The 18,604-nt window shown below is 47.8% G+C and carries 13 protein-coding genes; 5 read left to right on the top strand and 8 right to left on the bottom strand.

Features of this window, described 5'->3' with window-relative positions:
* Positions 1-4 precede the first annotated feature (4 nt).
* A complete protein-coding gene (locus HG547_RS04875) occupies positions 5-1,252 on the bottom strand; it encodes a cysteine desulfurase (protein WP_169547165.1) in 1,248 nt (415 codons plus the stop codon).
* A 300-nt stretch (positions 1,253-1,552) separates the two neighbouring features.
* Between HG547_RS04875 and HG547_RS04880 the strand changes: the two genes are divergently transcribed.
* Positions 1,553-3,253, top strand: coding sequence for a methyl-accepting chemotaxis protein (locus HG547_RS04880; protein ID WP_169547166.1), 1,701 nt, complete (start codon positions 1,553-1,555; stop codon positions 3,251-3,253).
* A 127-nt stretch (positions 3,254-3,380) separates the two neighbouring features.
* Here HG547_RS04880 and HG547_RS04885 read toward each other — a convergent pair whose 3' ends face one another.
* Positions 3,381-4,997, bottom strand: a complete 1,617-nt coding sequence (locus HG547_RS04885; RefSeq protein ID WP_037427805.1) for a DEAD/DEAH box helicase — start codon at positions 4,995-4,997, stop codon at positions 3,381-3,383.
* A gap of 407 nt (positions 4,998-5,404) precedes the next feature.
* Between HG547_RS04885 and HG547_RS04890 the strand changes: the two genes are divergently transcribed.
* Positions 5,405-6,454 (top strand): DUF3626 domain-containing protein, encoded by a 1,050-nt coding sequence (locus HG547_RS04890; RefSeq protein ID WP_037421804.1) that lies wholly within the window; start codon positions 5,405-5,407, stop codon positions 6,452-6,454.
* Positions 6,455-6,537: 83 nt separating this feature from the next.
* On the opposite strand, the gene HG547_RS04895 is transcribed toward HG547_RS04890, so the two are convergent.
* Entirely contained in the window at positions 6,538-7,056 is a 519-nt protein-coding gene (locus HG547_RS04895; RefSeq protein WP_047533654.1) for a type II secretion system protein, read from the bottom strand.
* A gap of 400 nt (positions 7,057-7,456) precedes the next feature.
* Between HG547_RS04895 and cydD the strand changes: the two genes are divergently transcribed.
* From cydD to cyaB, 3 genes are read left to right on the top strand one after another with little or no spacing between them, the layout of a single operon-like run.
* Positions 7,457-9,397: a cysteine/glutathione ABC transporter permease/ATP-binding protein CydD gene (cydD, locus tag HG547_RS04900; protein ID WP_169547167.1), complete on the top strand. Its 1,941-nt coding sequence runs from the start codon at positions 7,457-7,459 to the stop codon at positions 9,395-9,397.
* A complete protein-coding gene (gene cydC, locus HG547_RS04905; protein WP_169547168.1) occupies positions 9,394-11,145 on the top strand; it encodes a cysteine/glutathione ABC transporter ATP-binding protein/permease CydC in 1,752 nt (583 codons plus the stop codon). Before cydD ends, cydC begins: the two co-directional genes overlap by 4 nt.
* A 52-nt stretch (positions 11,146-11,197) precedes the next feature.
* The gene (gene cyaB / locus HG547_RS04910; protein ID WP_169547169.1) at positions 11,198-11,797 is read left to right on the top strand and encodes a class IV adenylate cyclase; all 600 of its coding nucleotides are present in this window, start codon (positions 11,198-11,200) and stop codon (positions 11,795-11,797) included.
* Positions 11,798-11,848: 51 nt separating this feature from the next.
* On the opposite strand, the gene HG547_RS04915 is transcribed toward cyaB, so the two are convergent.
* The 5 genes from HG547_RS04915 to HG547_RS04935 form a co-directional block, all read right to left on the bottom strand.
* Entirely contained in the window at positions 11,849-12,028 is a 180-nt protein-coding gene (locus tag HG547_RS04915) for a helix-turn-helix domain-containing protein (RefSeq protein ID WP_011623867.1), read from the bottom strand.
* A 94-nt stretch (positions 12,029-12,122) separates the two neighbouring features.
* Positions 12,123-12,857: a DUF599 domain-containing protein gene (locus HG547_RS04920; protein ID WP_037421785.1), complete on the bottom strand. Its 735-nt coding sequence runs from the start codon at positions 12,855-12,857 to the stop codon at positions 12,123-12,125.
* 249 nt (positions 12,858-13,106) lie between these two features.
* Positions 13,107-16,301 (bottom strand): bifunctional proline dehydrogenase/L-glutamate gamma-semialdehyde dehydrogenase PutA, encoded by a 3,195-nt coding sequence (gene putA, locus HG547_RS04925; RefSeq protein ID WP_211164546.1) that lies wholly within the window; start codon positions 16,299-16,301, stop codon positions 13,107-13,109.
* Between the two features lie 257 nt (positions 16,302-16,558).
* Positions 16,559-17,107, bottom strand: coding sequence for a TIGR04211 family SH3 domain-containing protein (locus tag HG547_RS04930; RefSeq protein ID WP_037431483.1), 549 nt, complete (start codon positions 17,105-17,107; stop codon positions 16,559-16,561).
* A 195-nt stretch (positions 17,108-17,302) separates the two neighbouring features.
* Positions 17,303-18,592 carry an inorganic phosphate transporter gene (locus HG547_RS04935; protein ID WP_080612413.1) on the bottom strand — a complete coding sequence of 430 codons (1,290 nt, stop codon included), beginning with the start codon at positions 18,590-18,592 and terminating at the stop codon, positions 17,303-17,305.
* Positions 18,593-18,604 lie beyond the last annotated feature (12 nt).

Here is an 18,604-nt window from a genome sequence, read left to right on the forward strand (position 1 = left end):
AACCTTAGAGTAGCAATTCTTTAACTGAGGCCAAGGCGGCAATAAAGCGGTCGATATCGGTTTTATTGGTGTAGATACCAATTGAGGCGCGGCAACAGCCTTTAAGGTTAAGGGTTTGCATTAAGGGCATGGCGCAGTGATGGCCGCAGCGAACTGCAACGCCTTGTTGATCTAATAAAATGCCCACATCCTGATGATGTTCATCGGCAAGGTTAAAAGCGACTGTGCCAATATTATCGCGATGCGCGCCATACAGATGCACATCGCCAAGGGCGCGTAGTTGGTTTTGCAAATACTGAAGCAGTTCAGCTTCATGGGCTTTAACCTCTGGCGTGAGGTGTTGTTGCAAAAAGCGGAGAGCGGCGCCAAGGCCAATCACTGCACTGATCGGCGGTGTGCCAGCCTCTAAGCGATTAGGCAAGCTGCCAAATTCGGTGCCATCAAAGCTAACGCGTTTGATCATTTCGCCGCCCGTAAGTAGCGGTGTAAGGGTATCGAGTATCTCGAAACGGCCATAAAGCACGCCAATGCCTGTCGGGCCGTACATCTTGTGGCCAGAAAACACATAAAAATCACAATCGATGGCGGCCATATCAACACTTAAATGTGCCACGGCCTGCGCGCCATCGACTAAGGTGAGTGCCCCCTGGGCTTTTGCTTGGCGAACTAACTCCACCACCGGATTTACCGTACCTAAGGCGTTGGATACATGGCACAGGGCGACAACCTTGGGTTTCAGTTCGAGCAAGGCTTGGTAGGCATTTAGATCAAGTCGGCAATCTTGAGTCAGCGGAATAGGTTTAATGATAGCGCCCGTGCGTTTTGCCAATTCCTGCCACGGAACAATGTTGGCGTGGTGGGCGGCGCTGTCGATCAAAATCAGATCGCCAGATTTAAGTTGTGGCGTTAAGCCAAACGCGACTAAGTTGATGGACTCAGTGGTACCGTGGGTGAAAATGATTTCTTCACGGCGTTTGGCATTGATAAATACCTGCAATTGATCGCGCACCTTCTCGTAGCAAGAAGTGGCTCGCGCCGATAACTGGTGCGCTGCGCGGTGCACATTGGCATTGTCGTATTGGTAATATTGTGCCATTGCCTCTAACACACACTGCGGCTTTTGGCTGGTGGCCGCGGTATCGAGATAACACAGGGGATAATCGCCCAACATTTGCGAGAGGGTGGGAAATTGCGCGCGGATTTGGCTATGGCTATCGGGCAATAGCGTGTCGGTCGGGGTTGAGTGTGTCATCTAGGGCTTAACGCAATAAAAAGGCGTTGGGATCTTCGGATATCTTCCCGTCAAATGCAAGTTTTCACAGGCGTTTATGGCATCCCAACGCTTATTTTCCCACTCTCTTATTATGGCGGTTTAGCTTAACCAAGATTCAGTCTCAAATTTCTCCTTATGCTTAAGTCGTAGACTCAAACGTTAAGTTTGCAGATTGCCACTATTTTTGTTTAGTCATGCTTGCTCGTCACTGCAAAGCGAAAAACTCCGACTATGCTAAATAAAGACAAATAAGACATTGGCAGTTGGAGTAGCATCCTTATGCTTGGCTTCTTAAGAGATTTGCAGATCAGATATAAAATGGGCAGTTTAATCGGCATTATGCTGCTACTGATTCTGTTATTAGCAGGATTTAGCTTGCTTAAAATGAAGCGGGTTGCCGATGAAATTCACACAATTGCATTAGAAAACATACCATTAGTGAAATTATCGAATGAAGTTACTATCTTGCAGCTTGAGAGTTCGATTAGCCTTGAGAAGGCTTTCAGAGCCTCTGAGATACCCGTTTCAGCGCAGGAGCGATTAATTGACGGCTTTATTGGTGAAGTGATTCAACATAAAGAGCGGATTAATAATGAGTTGATGTCCACCCAAACCATGCTCAATGAGGCGCTAGCATATCCCCAATCTTCAGAGTTACGAGATAAAACACAACAGTTAACCCAAGAAATTACCAATATTATTCGAGTTTATCGAGATTACGATCTAAAGCTTGCCACCGTGGTTGCCGCAATCCAGCAACGCACTAATCCTGCGGCATTGGTGCAACAGGTGAATGAACTTGAACAAACCCAAGGTGAATTTAATACCCAGCTAAGCCAGTTTGCGTTGCGTTTAGAGCAAATGACACAAACAGCAGTCACTGTTACCGAGAACGAAGAGCAAGACGCCATTTACGGCTTAATAGTCATTTCTTCTATCGCTTTGATTTTAGGTTTAGTTATCGGAATCGCCTTTAGTCAGTACATAGTACGTTCGATTATGCGCCTGCGTAATGCAGCAGCCATGATGGAGTCGGGAAACTTTAGCCGAGAATTAACAGTAGAATCGAAAGATGAACTGGGCGAGCTGACTATTAGTATGAATCAAATGGCCCTAACCCTCAGTAAAACCGTTGGGCAAGTGATTGGTCGCAGTGAAGAAATCGCATCTATGGTTACAGAGCTTAATGCTGTAGCTGAAAATAACCGTAAAGCGATACTTAGTCAGCAGGAAGATACAGATCAAGTTGCCACCTCCATGACCCAAATGGCGGCGACAATTACTGAAGTTGCTAGCAGCGCCGAGAGTGCATCCTACTCATCAGGACAAGCGGAAAGCCGAGTGAAAGAAAGCTGTGCCGTTGTTGACGCGAGTGAGAAAATTGCTCAGCAATTAGTGGCTAGCGCTCAGCAATCCAGTCAACTGATCCAACAGTTACAGGCCAGTACGGGTAAAATTTTAAATTTTGTGTCTGTAGTTGATGCGATTGCAGGCCAGACCAATTTGTTAGCCTTAAATGCCTCGATTGAGGCGGCAAGAGCGGGTGAGCAAGGTCGAGGGTTTGCCGTGGTTGCCGACGAGGTTCGTGCATTGGCAACTCGTAGCCAAACGGCTACACAGGAAATCAGTGAACTTATTCAAACTTTAGTGCTTGATGCGAAATCAGCTGTGGATTCATTTGGTAAAAATGAATTACAAATCAAAGACTCCTCTCTATTAGTCAATCAAATCAAACAAAACTTGTTTGAGATTTCGGATGCCTTAACCCAGTTATCGCAGGCTAATGCGCAAGTGGCTACCGCGAGTGAGGAGCAAGCTGTCACGGCTGAGGATATTAGTGAACGGATCAATACCATACGGGATTCAGGTGAGTCTGTGCTTAGCAGCGCTTTTGAAACGGCTAAAGCCAGTGAGTCACTCTCCCAACAGGCAAATTCATTACGTGAAGCGATGCTGCAATTTAAGGTGCGCACAGTCTAGGGATTTAGCACTATCGCTATCAATTTGTTTAGTAAAATAAAAATGCCCAGCGCTTAGGCTCTGGGCATTTTTATTGTGTATTTTAGGATAACTGGCTGAAGCTTATCGCGACTATGACTTAACGCGATTAAGGCTTAACACGATTCGGGCGGTTATCTGCGCGATGTGAGTGCTGTTTCGGCTCATTAGAAGCCGGTTTTGTACTGTGTGGATGGCGGCCTTTGGGCTGCTCTTGGCGGCGTCCATCATTGTTTGATTTGTCGCTTCGTTCTGCATGGCTACGTTGCTGTGCACCTGAATGCGGTTTCGCTTTTGCATTGTTCCCCGCCGTTGCACTGTTAGTTGTGCCGCCATCGCGCTGAGGATGCTTACTCTTTGGTTTTGGCGAGCGTGCAACTGCTGCCTCGGTCTTATGATGTTCATTGCTGTTGCGTGATGGCGTGCTGTGCTTATCGTGGCTGCCATCTCGAACGCTTGATGTTTGAGACGCATCACGGCCAGAACCAGATCGTGGGGCAGGTTTTCCTGCACTGCGGTGTTTACGCTGGCTTGCCACGGCTTTTACTTTATGATTTTTACCTTGGGGAGTGAGCGTTGTTTCGGGCAGCGCATGCACTGGGCCAAAACCTGCAACTTCTTGGCGCTCGAGCACGCGGTTAATTAATCGCTCAATATCTTTAAGCAGTTTAATTTCTTCGCTGCTGACTAATGAAACGGCTTGGCCTGTGGCGCCAGCACGGCCGGTACGGCCAATGCGATGCACATAATCTTCAGGCACGTTAGGTAAATCAAAGTTAACAACTTGCGGTAACTGATCGATATCTAAACCGCGGGCGGCAATATCGGTCGCAACCAATACGCGAACTTCACCGCTCTTAAAGTCGGCGAGGGCTTTGGTGCGCGCACCTTGGCTTTTATTACCGTGGATCGCGGCAGCGCTAATATCGGCTTGGATAAGGCTCTTCGCGAGTCGGTTTGCGCCATGTTTAGTACGCGAAAACACTAACACTTGCTGCCAGTTTTCCTGTTTGATGAGTTGGATCAGCAGGGCTGATTTTTGCGTTTTATCAACGGGGCAAATCCATTGTTTAACCGTCGTTGCGGCGGCATTGCGCGGCGTGACGGAAATCTCAACCGGATGATTGACTAACCCTTTTGCAAGCTCACGGATCTCATCGGAGAAGGTGGCTGAAAACATCAGGTTTTGTCGCTTAGCAGGTAAGAGTGCAAGGATTTTTTTGATATCACGGATAAAGCCCATATCCAACATACGATCCGCTTCGTCGAGCACTAAGATCTCAAGTTGATTAAACTTCACCGCATTTTGTTGCACAAGATCTAATAGTCGCCCTGGTGTGGCAACTAACACATCAACACCATGACGTAATTTATTGATTTGCGGGTTGATAGGCACGCCACCAAAGACCACAGCTGAACGCAGTGGTAGATATTTACCATAGGTTTCAACACTTTCGCCAACTTGTGCCGCCAGTTCCCTCGTAGGAGTTAAGACTAAGGCGCGAGTTTGTCCTGACTTGGCTTTTTGGCCTTTAGCGAGTAATTCCAGTAATGGCAGCGTAAAACCTGCGGTTTTTCCTGTTCCCGTTTGGGCCGCAGCCATGACGTCTTTGCCCGTTAGTACAGCTGGAATTGCCTGCGCTTGGATGGGAGATGGCGTGTCATAGCCCTGTTCGGATACGGCTTTTTGGAGTGGTGCGGATAAACCTAAGGCGGAAAAACTCATTAATGGATCTCTTGTGGCAACATCGCATCGTTGCTTTGGTATAGCCTGAACGGCGGGCGTGCAGCTTACATTAACAGGGGCCTCAGTGCTACGACTGAAAGCATTTTGTTGTATAAAGGCATAAAAATCCTATTTCATTAGTGGCTAATTTATCGACCTATCAGTATCTTGTTCAGTATTTAGCGAAAGATCACGTTTATGTTAATTTGATTGCTTATAAGTAGTTCAACTTGGGGTAAAATTAACAAGATTCCTCAATAGGTTGCCAAAGTGTTGGCCAGACATATTCATAAACGGGATATGTAAAGATTCGCGGAATGTTTTTCCGTTTGCAGGTTGAATTCTGCACCATTGCATTCTTAAGATAGTTCTGCTCAGGAATATTAACGCCTCATGGCGGGTGGATTATGACAGCAATACAGCATATTGAACGCCTAGCACGTGGGCGAAGTGAGCAGGCCGTGGCTGTGATTAAAAACGTGCAGCAGATGTCGAATATTCCCATGCAGGAGATGCAGTTAGCACTCAAGCAATTATTTCAGTGTGGCCGCGTTGCACTGCATTTCCATCCCGACAGAATCGACAGCCGAGGTCTAACAGTCGCTGAAGGGCTTCTACGTGATGGGCAATACCGTAGTCAGTTCGAGACCCATATTTCCAATGGGCAGTTATCGCCTGAGCTTGGAGGACCAAGGGATCATTGGGAAAATCAGCTGTTTGGCGATGTGTATAAAGGAACCAAATCCCGCCCTAAGTATGGCGCTTTAGATTTAGGTATGTGGCAGGATGGCCCCGCCCCGCGTTTTGGCAGTTGTTATCTGCTCACCCACTCACAATTGCTCACGCGTTCGACCTTTACTTACCTTGATTCTTACCGTAATCCTAAGGAAAAGGGGACATTATCTTGTTTTGATGATGTGCTAGCGGCACTGCTGACCGAGAGTTTTGAGCGCCACTATGCCTTGGGTAAAGCGGACTTTAAGCCTCTAAATGTGATCCATTATTTGGCGCATCAGCTTAATTCGTCATTGCTTGCCCGCTTTGAACGCCCGATGTCGACAAATCTTGATCATTATATCGAAGCGCAAATTCACGGTGACGTGTCACTCGATGAAGATATTGCCATGCTGGTGGCCGATCCGAGTTTTAAAGGGACTGAAATCGGGGCAACGTTAACTAAGTTGTGCGACCGTTACGATATTGAGCTGCAATACCATAATGGTTTTAGCCTGCATACGGCACAGATCCCTAGCGATTTCCGTGGACCCACTATGCCATCTCTGGCCGAACGTATTGCGATTGACGACAGCGTCGATGCTTATGCCATTGGGGTTGCTGCACGGGATTTATATCATTCACCACAACACTGGCGAGATCGAGGTAATCGTGCTCAAGTAGCCCATGAACTCAAGCTACTTTGGCATGTGTTGGTCAAATACGGTGGTATTCAGCCTTAGCGCGGAAATAGGGTCACTAAATATGGCGACTTGCGCACTATTGGCGTTTTGATTGGGCCCAAAACGTCAACAAGCCTCAGTCATTAGCAACTTGTGTCAACCTTAGTATAGGTCGGAACACCTGTTGTCTCCCATTTATAGTCTATATAACAATTGGTTGAAGATACCTCTGCTTGAGTAGGGGTCGCCAGATTTAACTTTTGCTTTGGGGTTGCAATGACTTGATAGGTGCCGTTGGATGTATAAATACGGTAGGACCAATCATTCACGCTTAAGCCTGCGGCATTAAAAATTTCAGGTGGTGTTGTGTAGCCCGCACTAGGTGCTGTGCCACTACTGCTTGCGGCCCAAGGTTGGTAATTCTCGCCCCGAATACCATCGAAAACCACACGATTAGTCGTACCTGTGTTGGCGATTTCTGATTTTGCCTTGAATAAGGTGACCGCAGACTTCATTGATGCCAATGCACCCGACAACTGACTTTTGTACGCATCAGACTGTAAATTAACAAATTTGGGGGCAGCCACTACAGCCAAAATGCCCAAAATAATAATCACAACAACAAGTTCTATTAACGTGAAACCGGAATGTTTGTTTGTCATTGCTATCTAACTCCTTGAAAATTATTCCTATCTTATCCAACAATTTCGCTAATGACCAGTTAGCTAATATTTTAGTCTTTATCCTCGTTAAATAGGGTTATCCCTAATCAACAAAGATTTTTAAGTTTGATGATATGTGAGAGTGCGAATACGTGGTTCTAGATAAGTGTTTATAGGCGTGAAGTATTTATCTGTGTGAGCTAAATCTGAATTTATTGATCATCATCGCATTTTCGTGAATCTTTTAGCAAAAGATACGTCCAAGGTTTCATCTGTTGGGGATGCCTGCGATACTGCGTCCCTATCGAAGCTTTTCGCTTATTGCAAGTCCTTGGCATTGATTGGTAAGCGTTAGATCGATTTCTACAATTTACTGCAGTGTTGGTTTTGTTGGAGCACCATGGATAAGTCGTTAGAAAAGTCCCTTCTTGTTTGGCTCAAGTCGCAAAAAAAGGCCTGTGGCTGGTTTCTTAAACTTTCGGTCTGGTGTGGAATATTAAGTGCTATTGCATTGATCGTGCAGGCTTATTTAATTGCCACTCTCCTCGATGGTGTGATTATTGGTAATGGATTGCTCGGATTAGGCGCCGATAGCGCTCAGACTGTTATCAGCGCGAGTGATTATCTGCCGCATTTTATGGCCTTGATTGGCTTAATGTTATTGCGAGCAATACTTGCCTATGGCCGCGAGCGTGCCAGTTTTGAAGCGGGTAAACGTTTACGCCAACAGATTCGCAGTGCGGTAATGGATAAATTAACTCGGCTCGGCCCTGCGTTTATTAAAGGCAAACCCGCTGGCAGTTGGGCAAGCATAGTGTTAGAGCAAGTTGAAGATTTACAAGACTTTTATGCTCGTTATTTACCGCAAATGACGCTTGCTGGCGTGATCCCCTTATTGATCCTCATCGCCGTGTTTCCCATCAACTGGGCGGCGGCGCTGATTTTGCTATTAACCGCGCCACTTATCCCGCTGTTTATGATCCTTGTCGGTATGGGCGCTGCTGATGCCAATCGTAAAAACTTCAATGCGTTAGCCAGATTAAGTGGCCACTTTATGGATAGATTAAAAGGGCTTGCGACCTTAAAGCTATTCAATCGAGGCGATGCTGAGCTGAAGGTGATTGAAAAGGCATCGGAGGAGTTTCGCAGCCGAACCATGTCGGTGCTGCGCATGGCCTTTTTAAGCTCGGCGGTACTGGAGTTTTTTGCGGCGGTGTCGATTGCTGTATTAGCGGTTTACTTTGGTTTTAGTTACTTAGGTCACCTCGATTTTGGCTACTATGGCGCGCACGCTCAAATTGGGCCTAATACGAATGAAGGTTTACCTTTTAGCCTGTTTGTCGGTTTGTTTATCCTTATTTTAGCGCCGGAGTTTTATCAGCCGTTAAGGGATATGGGCACTCACTACCATGCCAAAGCGCAGGCGATTGGTGCCGCGCAGGCTTTAATGACTCTGCTTGAGCATCCCGAGCCTCAGCCAACAGACTCAGTCGTTGGTGATACCAGACTTGAGAAGATTGAAAGCCTGATAGCTGAAGAACTTGAGGTCTTTAGCGTTGATGGCAGCCGCTTATTAGGGCCCATCAGTTTTGAGCTGAAACAGGGGGAACATTTAGCCTTAGTTGGCCCAAGTGGCGCAGGCAAAACCAGTTTACTCAACGCGCTATTAGGATTTTTACCCTATCAAGGCAAGTTACTGGTTAATTGTGTTGAGCTCTCCAGCATTGATCTTGTCTATTGGCGGCGCCAATTAGCGTGGCTTGGACAGGAGCCACAGTTATTCCATGGCACAGTGCGGGAAAACGTAGCCCTAGCCAATCCTAATATTACAGACGAGCAGGTGTGGCACTTGCTAGAGCAAGCCAATATCCATGAATTTGTGCGCATGCAACCCCTTGGTTTAGCGACGGCTATCGGTGAACAATCATCAACCCTATCGGTCGGGCAGGCACAACGTATAGCTCTGGCGCGGGCGCTAGCACAGGCGTCGCAGGTGTTTATCCTTGATGAACCCTCCGCGAGTTTAGACAGTGTTAGCGAGCAACTATTAACGCTCACCTTGAACCGTGCGATGGCGGGCAAGATGTGCATTATGGTGACCCATCGATTAGATCAGCTCGATCGGATGCAGTCGATCTTAGTCTTAGATAAGGGATTGATTGTCCAGCGAGGCGACTTTGCGACTCTTTCTATGCAGGCGGGTTTATTCCAAACCATTTTGCATGAAAATATCGAATCGGTGGCAGATATTGAGTTAGGCGCTGTTGAGCCGCAAAGCCGTGTTGATACGCCGAACGATTTGATGCCAGCATCCGATTCAACTGAAGGAGCGGCACAATGAAAGTGTTAATTCCCTTTATTCGACTGTTCTCCCATCAATGGTTAATGATGGTTATTGGGCTGGTGCTTACCCTTACCACTTTGATGGCGGGGATTGGCTTATTGTCGTTGTCGGGTTGGTTTTTATCGGCGACGGCGGTGGCGGGATTAACGGTTATCGGCTCCCAATCCTTTAACTTTTTTACTCCCGCCGGGGGCGTGCGATTCTTATCTATTGCCCGTACAGCCAGTCGTTACGGTGAGCGTCTCGCGACCCATGAGGCGACCTTTAAATTACTGACTGAACTCAGAGTTTGGGCCTGGCGAAAACTCTTCCCACTCAGCGCTAAAAATCTGCAAGGTTTGCGCCGTGCGGATATGCTCAATCGCCTCGTGGCGGATATAGATACGCTCGACCATCTGTATTTACGATTGTTGACGCCGATGGCGGCTTCCTTGCTGATGACGGCGTTGTTATATCTATTCCTTGCATGGTTTGATGCCAAGCTAGCCTTAAGTTTATGCCTGTTTTTAGTGGTGATTTGGCTGCTGCTACCACTGTTGTTTTATCGTCTCGGGCATGCGCCTAGCCGCAATATGCTGGAGACTAAACGCCAATATCGAGTGCAGTTACTCGATATATTACAAGGCCAAGCGGAGCTGAGTTTATTTGGTGCAAACGCCAGATACAGACACAAGCTCGATGAGGCCGAGCAGGCGTTATTTGCTAGCCAAGGGGCGATGGCGAATATCACCGCCTTAAGCCAAGCCATGCTGATCCTGGCGACGGGCTCGGCACTCATCATGATGCTATTTTTAGCCGCCAATGGCGTGGGCGATGCTGTGCCTCCTGGCCCGATGTTCGCCTTGATGGTGTTTGCCACTATGGCCTGTGTGGAAATGATGATGCCGATTGCGGGCGCCTTCCAACATTTGTCCGGTTGTGTGCTGGCGGCAACGCGTATTAACGAAATCACCGACCAAGAAAGCGATATTCGTTTTAGTACAGATACAGATCTTAAGGCGACCTTTGGTGGATTGCTGATCCGCGATATCCAATTTAGTTATAGCGAAAGCCAGCCTGTGCTTCAGGGCTTATCCCTCGACGTAAAACCGGGCCAAAAGGTGGCGTTATTGGGCGCGACTGGCTGCGGTAAATCCAGTTTATTGTCCTTAATTACCCGAGAGTGGCAGGCGCAAAGCGGTCAGATTTACCTCGATGGTCATCAATTAAGTGACTATAGCGAGGGCGCCTTAAGATCGGCGATGACAGTCGTGAGCCAGCGGATTTACCTGTACGCGGGCACGCTGCGGGAGAACCTTGCTATTGCCTTGCCTGTGCCTGAAGGTCAAAAACGTACCGCCAATGACGAGCGTTTTATCCAAGTCTTACAACAGGTTGGTTTAGGCGAATTACTTAAAGGCGACAAGCCTCTCGATATGTGGATTGGTGAGGGCGGCCGGCAGTTATCGGGCGGCGAGCAGCGCCGTATTGGGGTAGCAAGGGCATTGCTGCGTGATGCGCCTTTGTTACTGTTAGATGAGCCAACCGAGGGCTTAGATAAGCGCACCGAGCGGGAAATCCTAAGCTTATTATTTGAATTTGCGAAAGATAAAACCTTGCTAATGATTAGCCACAGATTAACGGCGATGGCCAAGATGGACCAAATTCACCTTATGGCTGAGGGGCAAATTGTGGCATCGGGCGATCATCAGCAGTTACTTCAAACTTGTCCCGCCTATCAGGCGCTCTATCGTCGCTTAGCTTGAGGCTGGATGTCGAATGGGTGAGAAATACGTGCAGCAGGAGTGAAGCCTTTATATGAGTAACCCAATGCCAGCAGACATTGCACCAAAAGAATTAGCTCCGCAAATTAACGCCCATTTTAACGGCAAGTTTGAGGTAGAGCTTAAGTATCGACTTACAGACCGTGAAGCCTTTTGGGCACGTCTAAGCGCCAAATCCCCCGAGGTGATGCTCGAGGATAATCTTGAGCATGACTGCTATTTTGATTCACCTATAGCATCCTTAGCTGCTGAGCATAAAAGCCTGTGTATTCGCGAGATGCAGCCCTCTGGCATCATGCTGTGGATTGTAAAAGGGCCCGAGAAAGACCGTTGTGAAGCGGTCAATATCACGGATGCCAACAAGGCCAAAAGTATGCTGCGGACTTTAGGCTATCAATGTGTGCTTGAGATTAAAAAACGCCGCAGCGTGTATTTTCTCGGGGAATTTCATTTAACGCTTGATTGGCTCGAAGGTTTAGGAGACTTTGCCGAGCTTGCTATTATGACTAATGATGAAGCTAAGCTGCCAATCTATGAGGCGCAGCTCCTAGCCTTAGCCGCAGAACTTGGGCTAGAGGAATCACAGCGAGAACTCTTATCTTACAAACAGTTACAGATGGCTATACAAGGATAAGCGAGGCATCCCAAGTCCATTTGGGGATGAATCGATAAAAGGCGCGGCGGCTTATCTTCCTAAGCGCTGCGAAAAGGCTAAGTAACGTTTGACCTCTTCTTCGGGGAATCGCAATTCTTCACCGTCTTTCACGCTGCTGAGCAAGTTTTCCCGCGCATAGCGTTTAATCGTCGCTGGGCTCTTATCCAGCAACTTGCACACTTCATCCACTGTTAACAGATTATCACTCATGGTTCACTCCCATTATTGATTGGTGATTAACCCAATGAGTATAGAACAAGAATTAGACTGCGCTTTACTGGCGCAGTCTCAGGCTAAATGACGACTACTTGGATTGACGCTGAGTTTCTCGCGCTTGGTATTCTGTTCCTAAATGTGCCTTCGCAGCGGTAATGGCCATAACTGCGCGGGATTTAAATTCGCGGCGATACAGGGTGACCACCACAAACAGGCTAGCCAAAATAAATAGGATAGGGTGCACGAACCAGCAGAGCACGGCCATCGAAAAGTAGTAAGCCCGCAGGCCATAGTTATAGGAATGGGCGGCTTGGTCTTGCACCGTTGCCATTTGTCTTGCGTACGCTTTAAGGTTGTCATTGGCGCCTTCGCTATCCATCGGGCCTGCGCCTATCATCACGTTCACAAAGCCGTATTGGCGCATCGACCAGGTAAATTGGAAAAACGCCATCACAAAAATGACCACTAATAACGCTAATTTAACTTGTACCAATGAATGATTTGGTGGCGTCGCATAGGGAATAGTGGCAATCACGGCCTCAAGGCGTTCAACCTGCGCAAATAGGGTTAGTACCCCTGCGAGCACGAATAGCGTGGTCGAGGCAAAAAAGGCAATATTGCGTTCAAGGTTCGCTAATAACGCCGCATCGCCTACCCGCACTCCTCGGGTCATCAACTCAAGCATCCAGTAGATCCTGTGCTTATGCAGGCCACGGGCAATACAGTCGGTATCCTTCGCCTTACGTCGGGCAAAGGCGGTATAGCCAGCCCAAGAAACGATAAACCACGTCAATGCAGAAATATCTAATAGCGAGAATGTCATAGTTGCCTTAGTTCGTTGTTGAACACGTTAAATTTCAGCCTGTTTAGGAGCAGATTATAGATTATGCGGGTTTTTCACGATGGCGCACAATCCCTCGCAATTGCTTTGAAATGCATACTTTTAACAATTTGATTTGGATCACTCTTTATTAATATTTTGCAGGCTACAACTCACAAATTTTATCTGGAAAAACCAATAAAAAAGCCAGACTGAGTCTGGCTTTTGTTCAACTCTCACAGGTGAGAGGGCTTATTCTTCGCTATCACCCAGTGACAACAGGGTCGCGTTACCACCGATAGCGGTGATGTTATTAGTGCGAGTCTTTTCAGTCACAAAGCGAGTTAAGTAGTGTGGACCACCGGCTTTAGGGCCAGTACCTGACAGACCTTGACCGCCGAAAGGTTGTACGCCAACGACTGCGCCGATTTGGTTACGGTTGATGTACACATTACCTACGTTAACCTTGTCAGCGACTTCTAGGGCATGGCCTTCGTTACGGCTGTGGATACCTAAGGTTAATCCAAAACCTGTGCTGTTGATTTCATCGATCACATGGGCAAGTTCAGATGCCTTGTAACGGATCACGTGCAGGATTGGACCAAAGTGTTCTTTTTCAAGCACTTTGATTGAGTCGATTTCAACGGCAGTCGGCGACACAAAGTGGCCATTCTCAGTACCAGCAGGCAATGGCATTTGCTTGATCAGCTTGCCAACTTGCTTGATATGGTCGATATGGGCGTCAAGGTTAGCCTTCGCGGTCGCATCGATAACTGGGCCTACGTCGGTTTTCACTGAACTTGGGTTGCCAATCACTAACTCATCCATCGCACCTTGCAGAACATCGATAACGCGGTCGGCAATATCTTCCTGTAGGAAGAGTACACGCAGCGCCGAGCAGCGTTGACCCGCGCTGGTGAAAGATGAAGAAACTACATCGTTAACCACTTGTTCTGGCTGAGAAGTAGAGTCAACCACCATAGCGTTTTGACCACCGGTTTCGGCGATTAATGGAATGATTGCGCCTTCACGGTTTGCCAGTGTGCGGTTGATGAGTTTGGCTGTGCCCGTTGAACCGGTAAAGCATACGCCACCGATGCGCTCGTCAGCTGTCAGTGCGTTACCTACGGTAGCGCCAGTGCCAGGTAGATATTGCAGCACGTCCGTTGGAATACCCGCTTGGTGTGCTAACTGCACTGCGCGGTAACCAATGATAGACGTCTGTTCAGCGGGTTTTGCGACCACAGTGTTACCCGCAGCGAGGGCTGCCGATACTTGGCCTAAGAAGATCGCTAATGGGAAGTTCCATGGGCTGATACACACGAACACACCGCGACCTTGGAGGAAGAGTTCGTTTAACTCGCCCGTTGGGCCTGGGAGCAGTTCAGGTTTTGACATCAGCTTTTTAACTTGCACCGCGTAGTAGCGGCAGAAGTCTACGGCTTCACGCACTTCGTCGATACCGTCTTGAATGCTCTTACCTGCTTCACGGGTACAGAGTGCAATCAGCTCTTCGCGGTTTTCTTCTAACAGATCCGCCAGCTTTTGCAGTGCCGAGGCGCGCACTTCAACAGGCGTACGGGTCCAAGAGGCGAAAGCTGCATGAGCAGAAGACACGGCTTGTTCGATAGCCGCTTTGTCGGCAAAGGCCACTTGGCCCACGGTTTGAGTGGTATCGAATGGGCTAACCACGGTTTTGTGCTCGCCAGTTAAGGTTTGACCATTAACCAGAGGGCCCGCTTGCCACTGCGTCGATTTGAATTTGTCTAAGGCCGCGAAGAATGGCTCTGCTTCTGAAATGATGTTCATATTGAGTCCCTTGGAATTTTTGCGATCGCTACCGAAGATGTCGGTAGGTAAAACGATTTTGTTGTTAGCCAGGGTTTTGTAGCCTGTCAGGGTTTTCAGTGGGTGAACCACTAAAGACTCGATAGGGGTTTTCGGATCGACTAGCTTGTGTACGAACGAGGTGTTAGCACCGTTTTCCAGCAGGCGACGCACTAAGTAGGGCAGCAGATCCTTATGGGCACCGATTGGGGCATAGATACGTACCGCTTTCGCGCCAGCTTCCGACAGAATAGTGTCGTACAGCTCTTGTCCCATACCGTGTAGGCGTTGGAATTCGTGGTTACGATCGCCCGCCATATCGGAAATCGCGGCAACGGTTTGCGCGTTGTGGCTGGCAAATTGAGGGTAAATCGCGCCGCGGGTGGCGTCGGATAACAGGTAACGCGCACAGGCTAAGTAAGATACGTCGGTACCGGCTTTGCGGGTGTAGAGTGGGTAAGCAGCTTCGCCAGCTTGTTGTGCCCATTTCAGCTCGCTATCCCAGTAGGCGCCTTTCACTAAGCGAACGGGGATTTCGTCGCCTTGCTCTTTCGCTAGGCGGGTTAACCATACCAGTACTGGCAGGGCACGCTTAGAGTAAGCTTGCACCACGATACCGAGTAATCCCCAGCCTTTAGTGGCGTCAGAGTTAAACAGTTTTTGGAACAGCTTTAATGACAGCTCGAGACGGTCAACTTCTTCGGCGTCGATAGAAATACCGATATTTAACCCGCGCGCGAGTTTAATCAGGCGAATAACAGTGTCGTACAGCTCGGTCAATACACGGTCTTCGTTAGCGACTTCGTAACGTGGGTGCAATGCCGACAGTTTGATAGAAATCGTTGGGCGTGGTGATTCGTTTTCGTTATAGCTTTGCGCGCCTAACTCGGTAATCGCATTGGCATAATCTGTAAAGTATTTTTCGGCATCTTTACGCGTTAGCGCGGCTTCACCCAGCATATCGTAGGAGTGGGTGTAACCTAATTTACGCTTGTCTTCGCTGTTCTTGAGCGCTTCTTTCATGGTGCGGCCGAGAACGAACTGCTTACCCATAATCTTCATCGCCGCCATCATGGCTTGGCGGATCACAGGCTCACCTAAACGATTGACTAAACGGCCTAATAGGCTACTCGGGCTACCATCGATTTTTTTATCTAAGCTAACAATTTTACCCGTGAGCATTAGACCCCAAGTGGAGGCGTTAACGAGCACCGAATCGCTTTTGCTTAAGTGTTCATCCCACTTAGCACCTGAAAGTTTATCTTCAATCAAGGCGTCGGCGGTGGCCGCATCGGGAATACGCAGCAGGGCTTCGGCTAAACACATCAGGATGATGCCTTCCTGAGTCTCTAAGCTGTATTGCTGCAGGAAGGCATCGATGCCAACCATTAAGCCTTTTTTCTCAAATTGACGAACTTTGTTTACCAGTTCGTGGGCACGACGAGTGACGCGCTCGATGGCTTCATCACTGGAGGGTACTAGTTTGATTAGCTCTGACAAGTATTGTTCTTCATCGACAATGTAGTTGTCGGTGACGGCTTTGAACAGTTCGTCGAGATTGGCAGAATCGTAGCGGCCTGCCAGCACTTCACTCGCTTTGAACATAGTAATCGCTTCCATCTTGGCCAGTTGTTTTCGGCTCTATTGTTGAAACAAAAATGGGGGGCGCGAAACGCATTTGATATTTTGTATACAATATGAAGCTTTGCGCGCGCAGATTATACAACCAAAATGTGACGGACAACACTATAGCGTGAAAGAATGTGAGGATTGTTTGATTGGCTTGTTAAGCGTTAGTTGTAACGCTTGATTGACAAAAAGCCAGTGTTTGAAAACACTGGCTTTAGCTTTGACTTTCAGATTATTTGCGTAAAAATTTACATCCAACGCTTCTTGTTGCGGCGTTGTGGTCTTGGCAGATATACCAAAATTACCCCAACCACTAAACCTGCGGCGGCAATCAGTCCGCCCTCACGCCATAACGCAAATTGTGCCTCTTGGGCACTACGATCAACCGCTACTTTGAGGTTATCACGCTCTTGAGTGGTTTTGTTCAGCATAGCTTCGGCTTCGCTTAGCTTAGCTTTGAGTTCATCCACTTCATCGGAATGGTTATTCGTCGAACTTAAGACTTCTGCAAGCTTGGCTTTGGTTTCGTTTAACTCATTAGTGAGTGTTGAAACTTGCTCACGAAAACTAGGCGTTGAACTGATTAAGTTGGTTGGCACCCAACCTTCACGACCTTTATGGTCGATTATTTTTGAATAATCGCCCTGAGTTTCGCCAAGTAACGTAACGGGTTGTCCCGCTTCAATCGAACCCAAAATACGATAATCAGTACCTGGGCCGTTGAGAATATAAAGAAACACGTTATCCGAGATATAGCGGGGTTGGCCTTCGGCCAGCAGGTTAGGGGAGAGTAACATCATTCCCACCAGAGTCAGCATTCTTAACACTTTTGTATTCTCATCAACGAAATAGTGACCACATGCTAGGGATTTGAGGCCTGCAATGCAAGAGGGAAGTCATAGACTTCCCTCAACTTTGCCGCATCCATGCTAGCAATTCCTCTGTGTTTAGTGCATTTCTACGGCGAGCTTGCCATAGTCGTCATGTGCTTCTTAGTTAAAGATGCCTTTAATCATATAGAAGAAGATGATCGATAGACCTGCACCCGCAGGTAAAGTAACCACCCAAGACACAACAATGTTACGCACCACACCAATATTGATTGCCGCAATACCACGGGCCATACCCACACCTAATACCGCACCGACTAACGTTTGTGTGGTAGAGATAGGTAAACCAGTACCAGAAGCAATCACTACGGTAGAGGCTGCGGCTAATTCGGCAGCAAAACCGCGACTTGGGGTTAAGTGAGTAATATTTTTACCAATGGTTTGCATTACGCGCTGACCGAAAATCGCCAAACCCATAACGATACCGACAGCACCTAAAGGTAGGATCCACCATACTAACGGTGATTTAGATGCAATTTGGCCACCACTATTAACTACAGATACCACCGCAGCTAAAGGACCAATCGCATTTGCAACATCGTTTGAACCGTGGGCGAATGCCATACAACAAGCGGTTAAAACCATCAGGATCGCAAACACTTTTTCGACGTTAGCGTACATGGTTTTGTGGCTTGCTTTCTCATCCATTTTTAGACGAGAAATAAACACTTTACCTATGATACCAACGACCAATGCTATTACGCCCGCCAGGATATAAGCTTCGGCACCTTTTAAATGAATGCCAACGTGTGACAATCCTTTGAGGATCGTGACTAATGACATCATAAAGCCTGCGAACGCCATGTAGAAAGGTACATAGCGTTTAGCATTAGCAAGTGGGTTATCGGTGTTGAAAATCAGTTTTTGAGTGCTTTGGAACAGAATGAACGCCATAAAGCCAGAGATTGCTGGTGTAATAACCCAAGAACCAACAATACCGCCTACTTTTTCCCAAGCGACAGACTCAGTGCCAACGCCTACAGCCGCGAAGCCGATAATCGCGCCTACAATTGAGTGAGTCGTTGATACTGGCCAGCCTAATGCCGATGCCACGACTAACCAAATCCCCGCAGCTAACAATGAGCCAATCATGCCATATACCAGCAATTCAGGGGTTTGGGTAAAATAACTTGAATCAATAATACCGTTACGGATTGTACTGGTCACTTCGCCGCCGGCCAAAAAAGCACCTGCAAATTCGAAGATCATAGCGATAATAATCGCTTGTTTAATCGTAATGGCGTTAGAACCAACAGAGGTTCCCATCGCATTGGCCACATCGTTTGCACCAATGCCCCACGCCATTAGAAAACCAAACGCAGCCGCAATGGCAATAAGCCACGGCCCATTAGTGGCTAATACGTTAGCCACCTCCATACCTGCATCAACCATATTGATACCTTG

It is taken from the genome of Shewanella sp. DNRA4, from assembly GCF_012843185.1.
In the GTDB taxonomy this organism is placed as follows: domain Bacteria; phylum Pseudomonadota; class Gammaproteobacteria; order Enterobacterales; family Shewanellaceae; genus Shewanella; species Shewanella xiamenensis.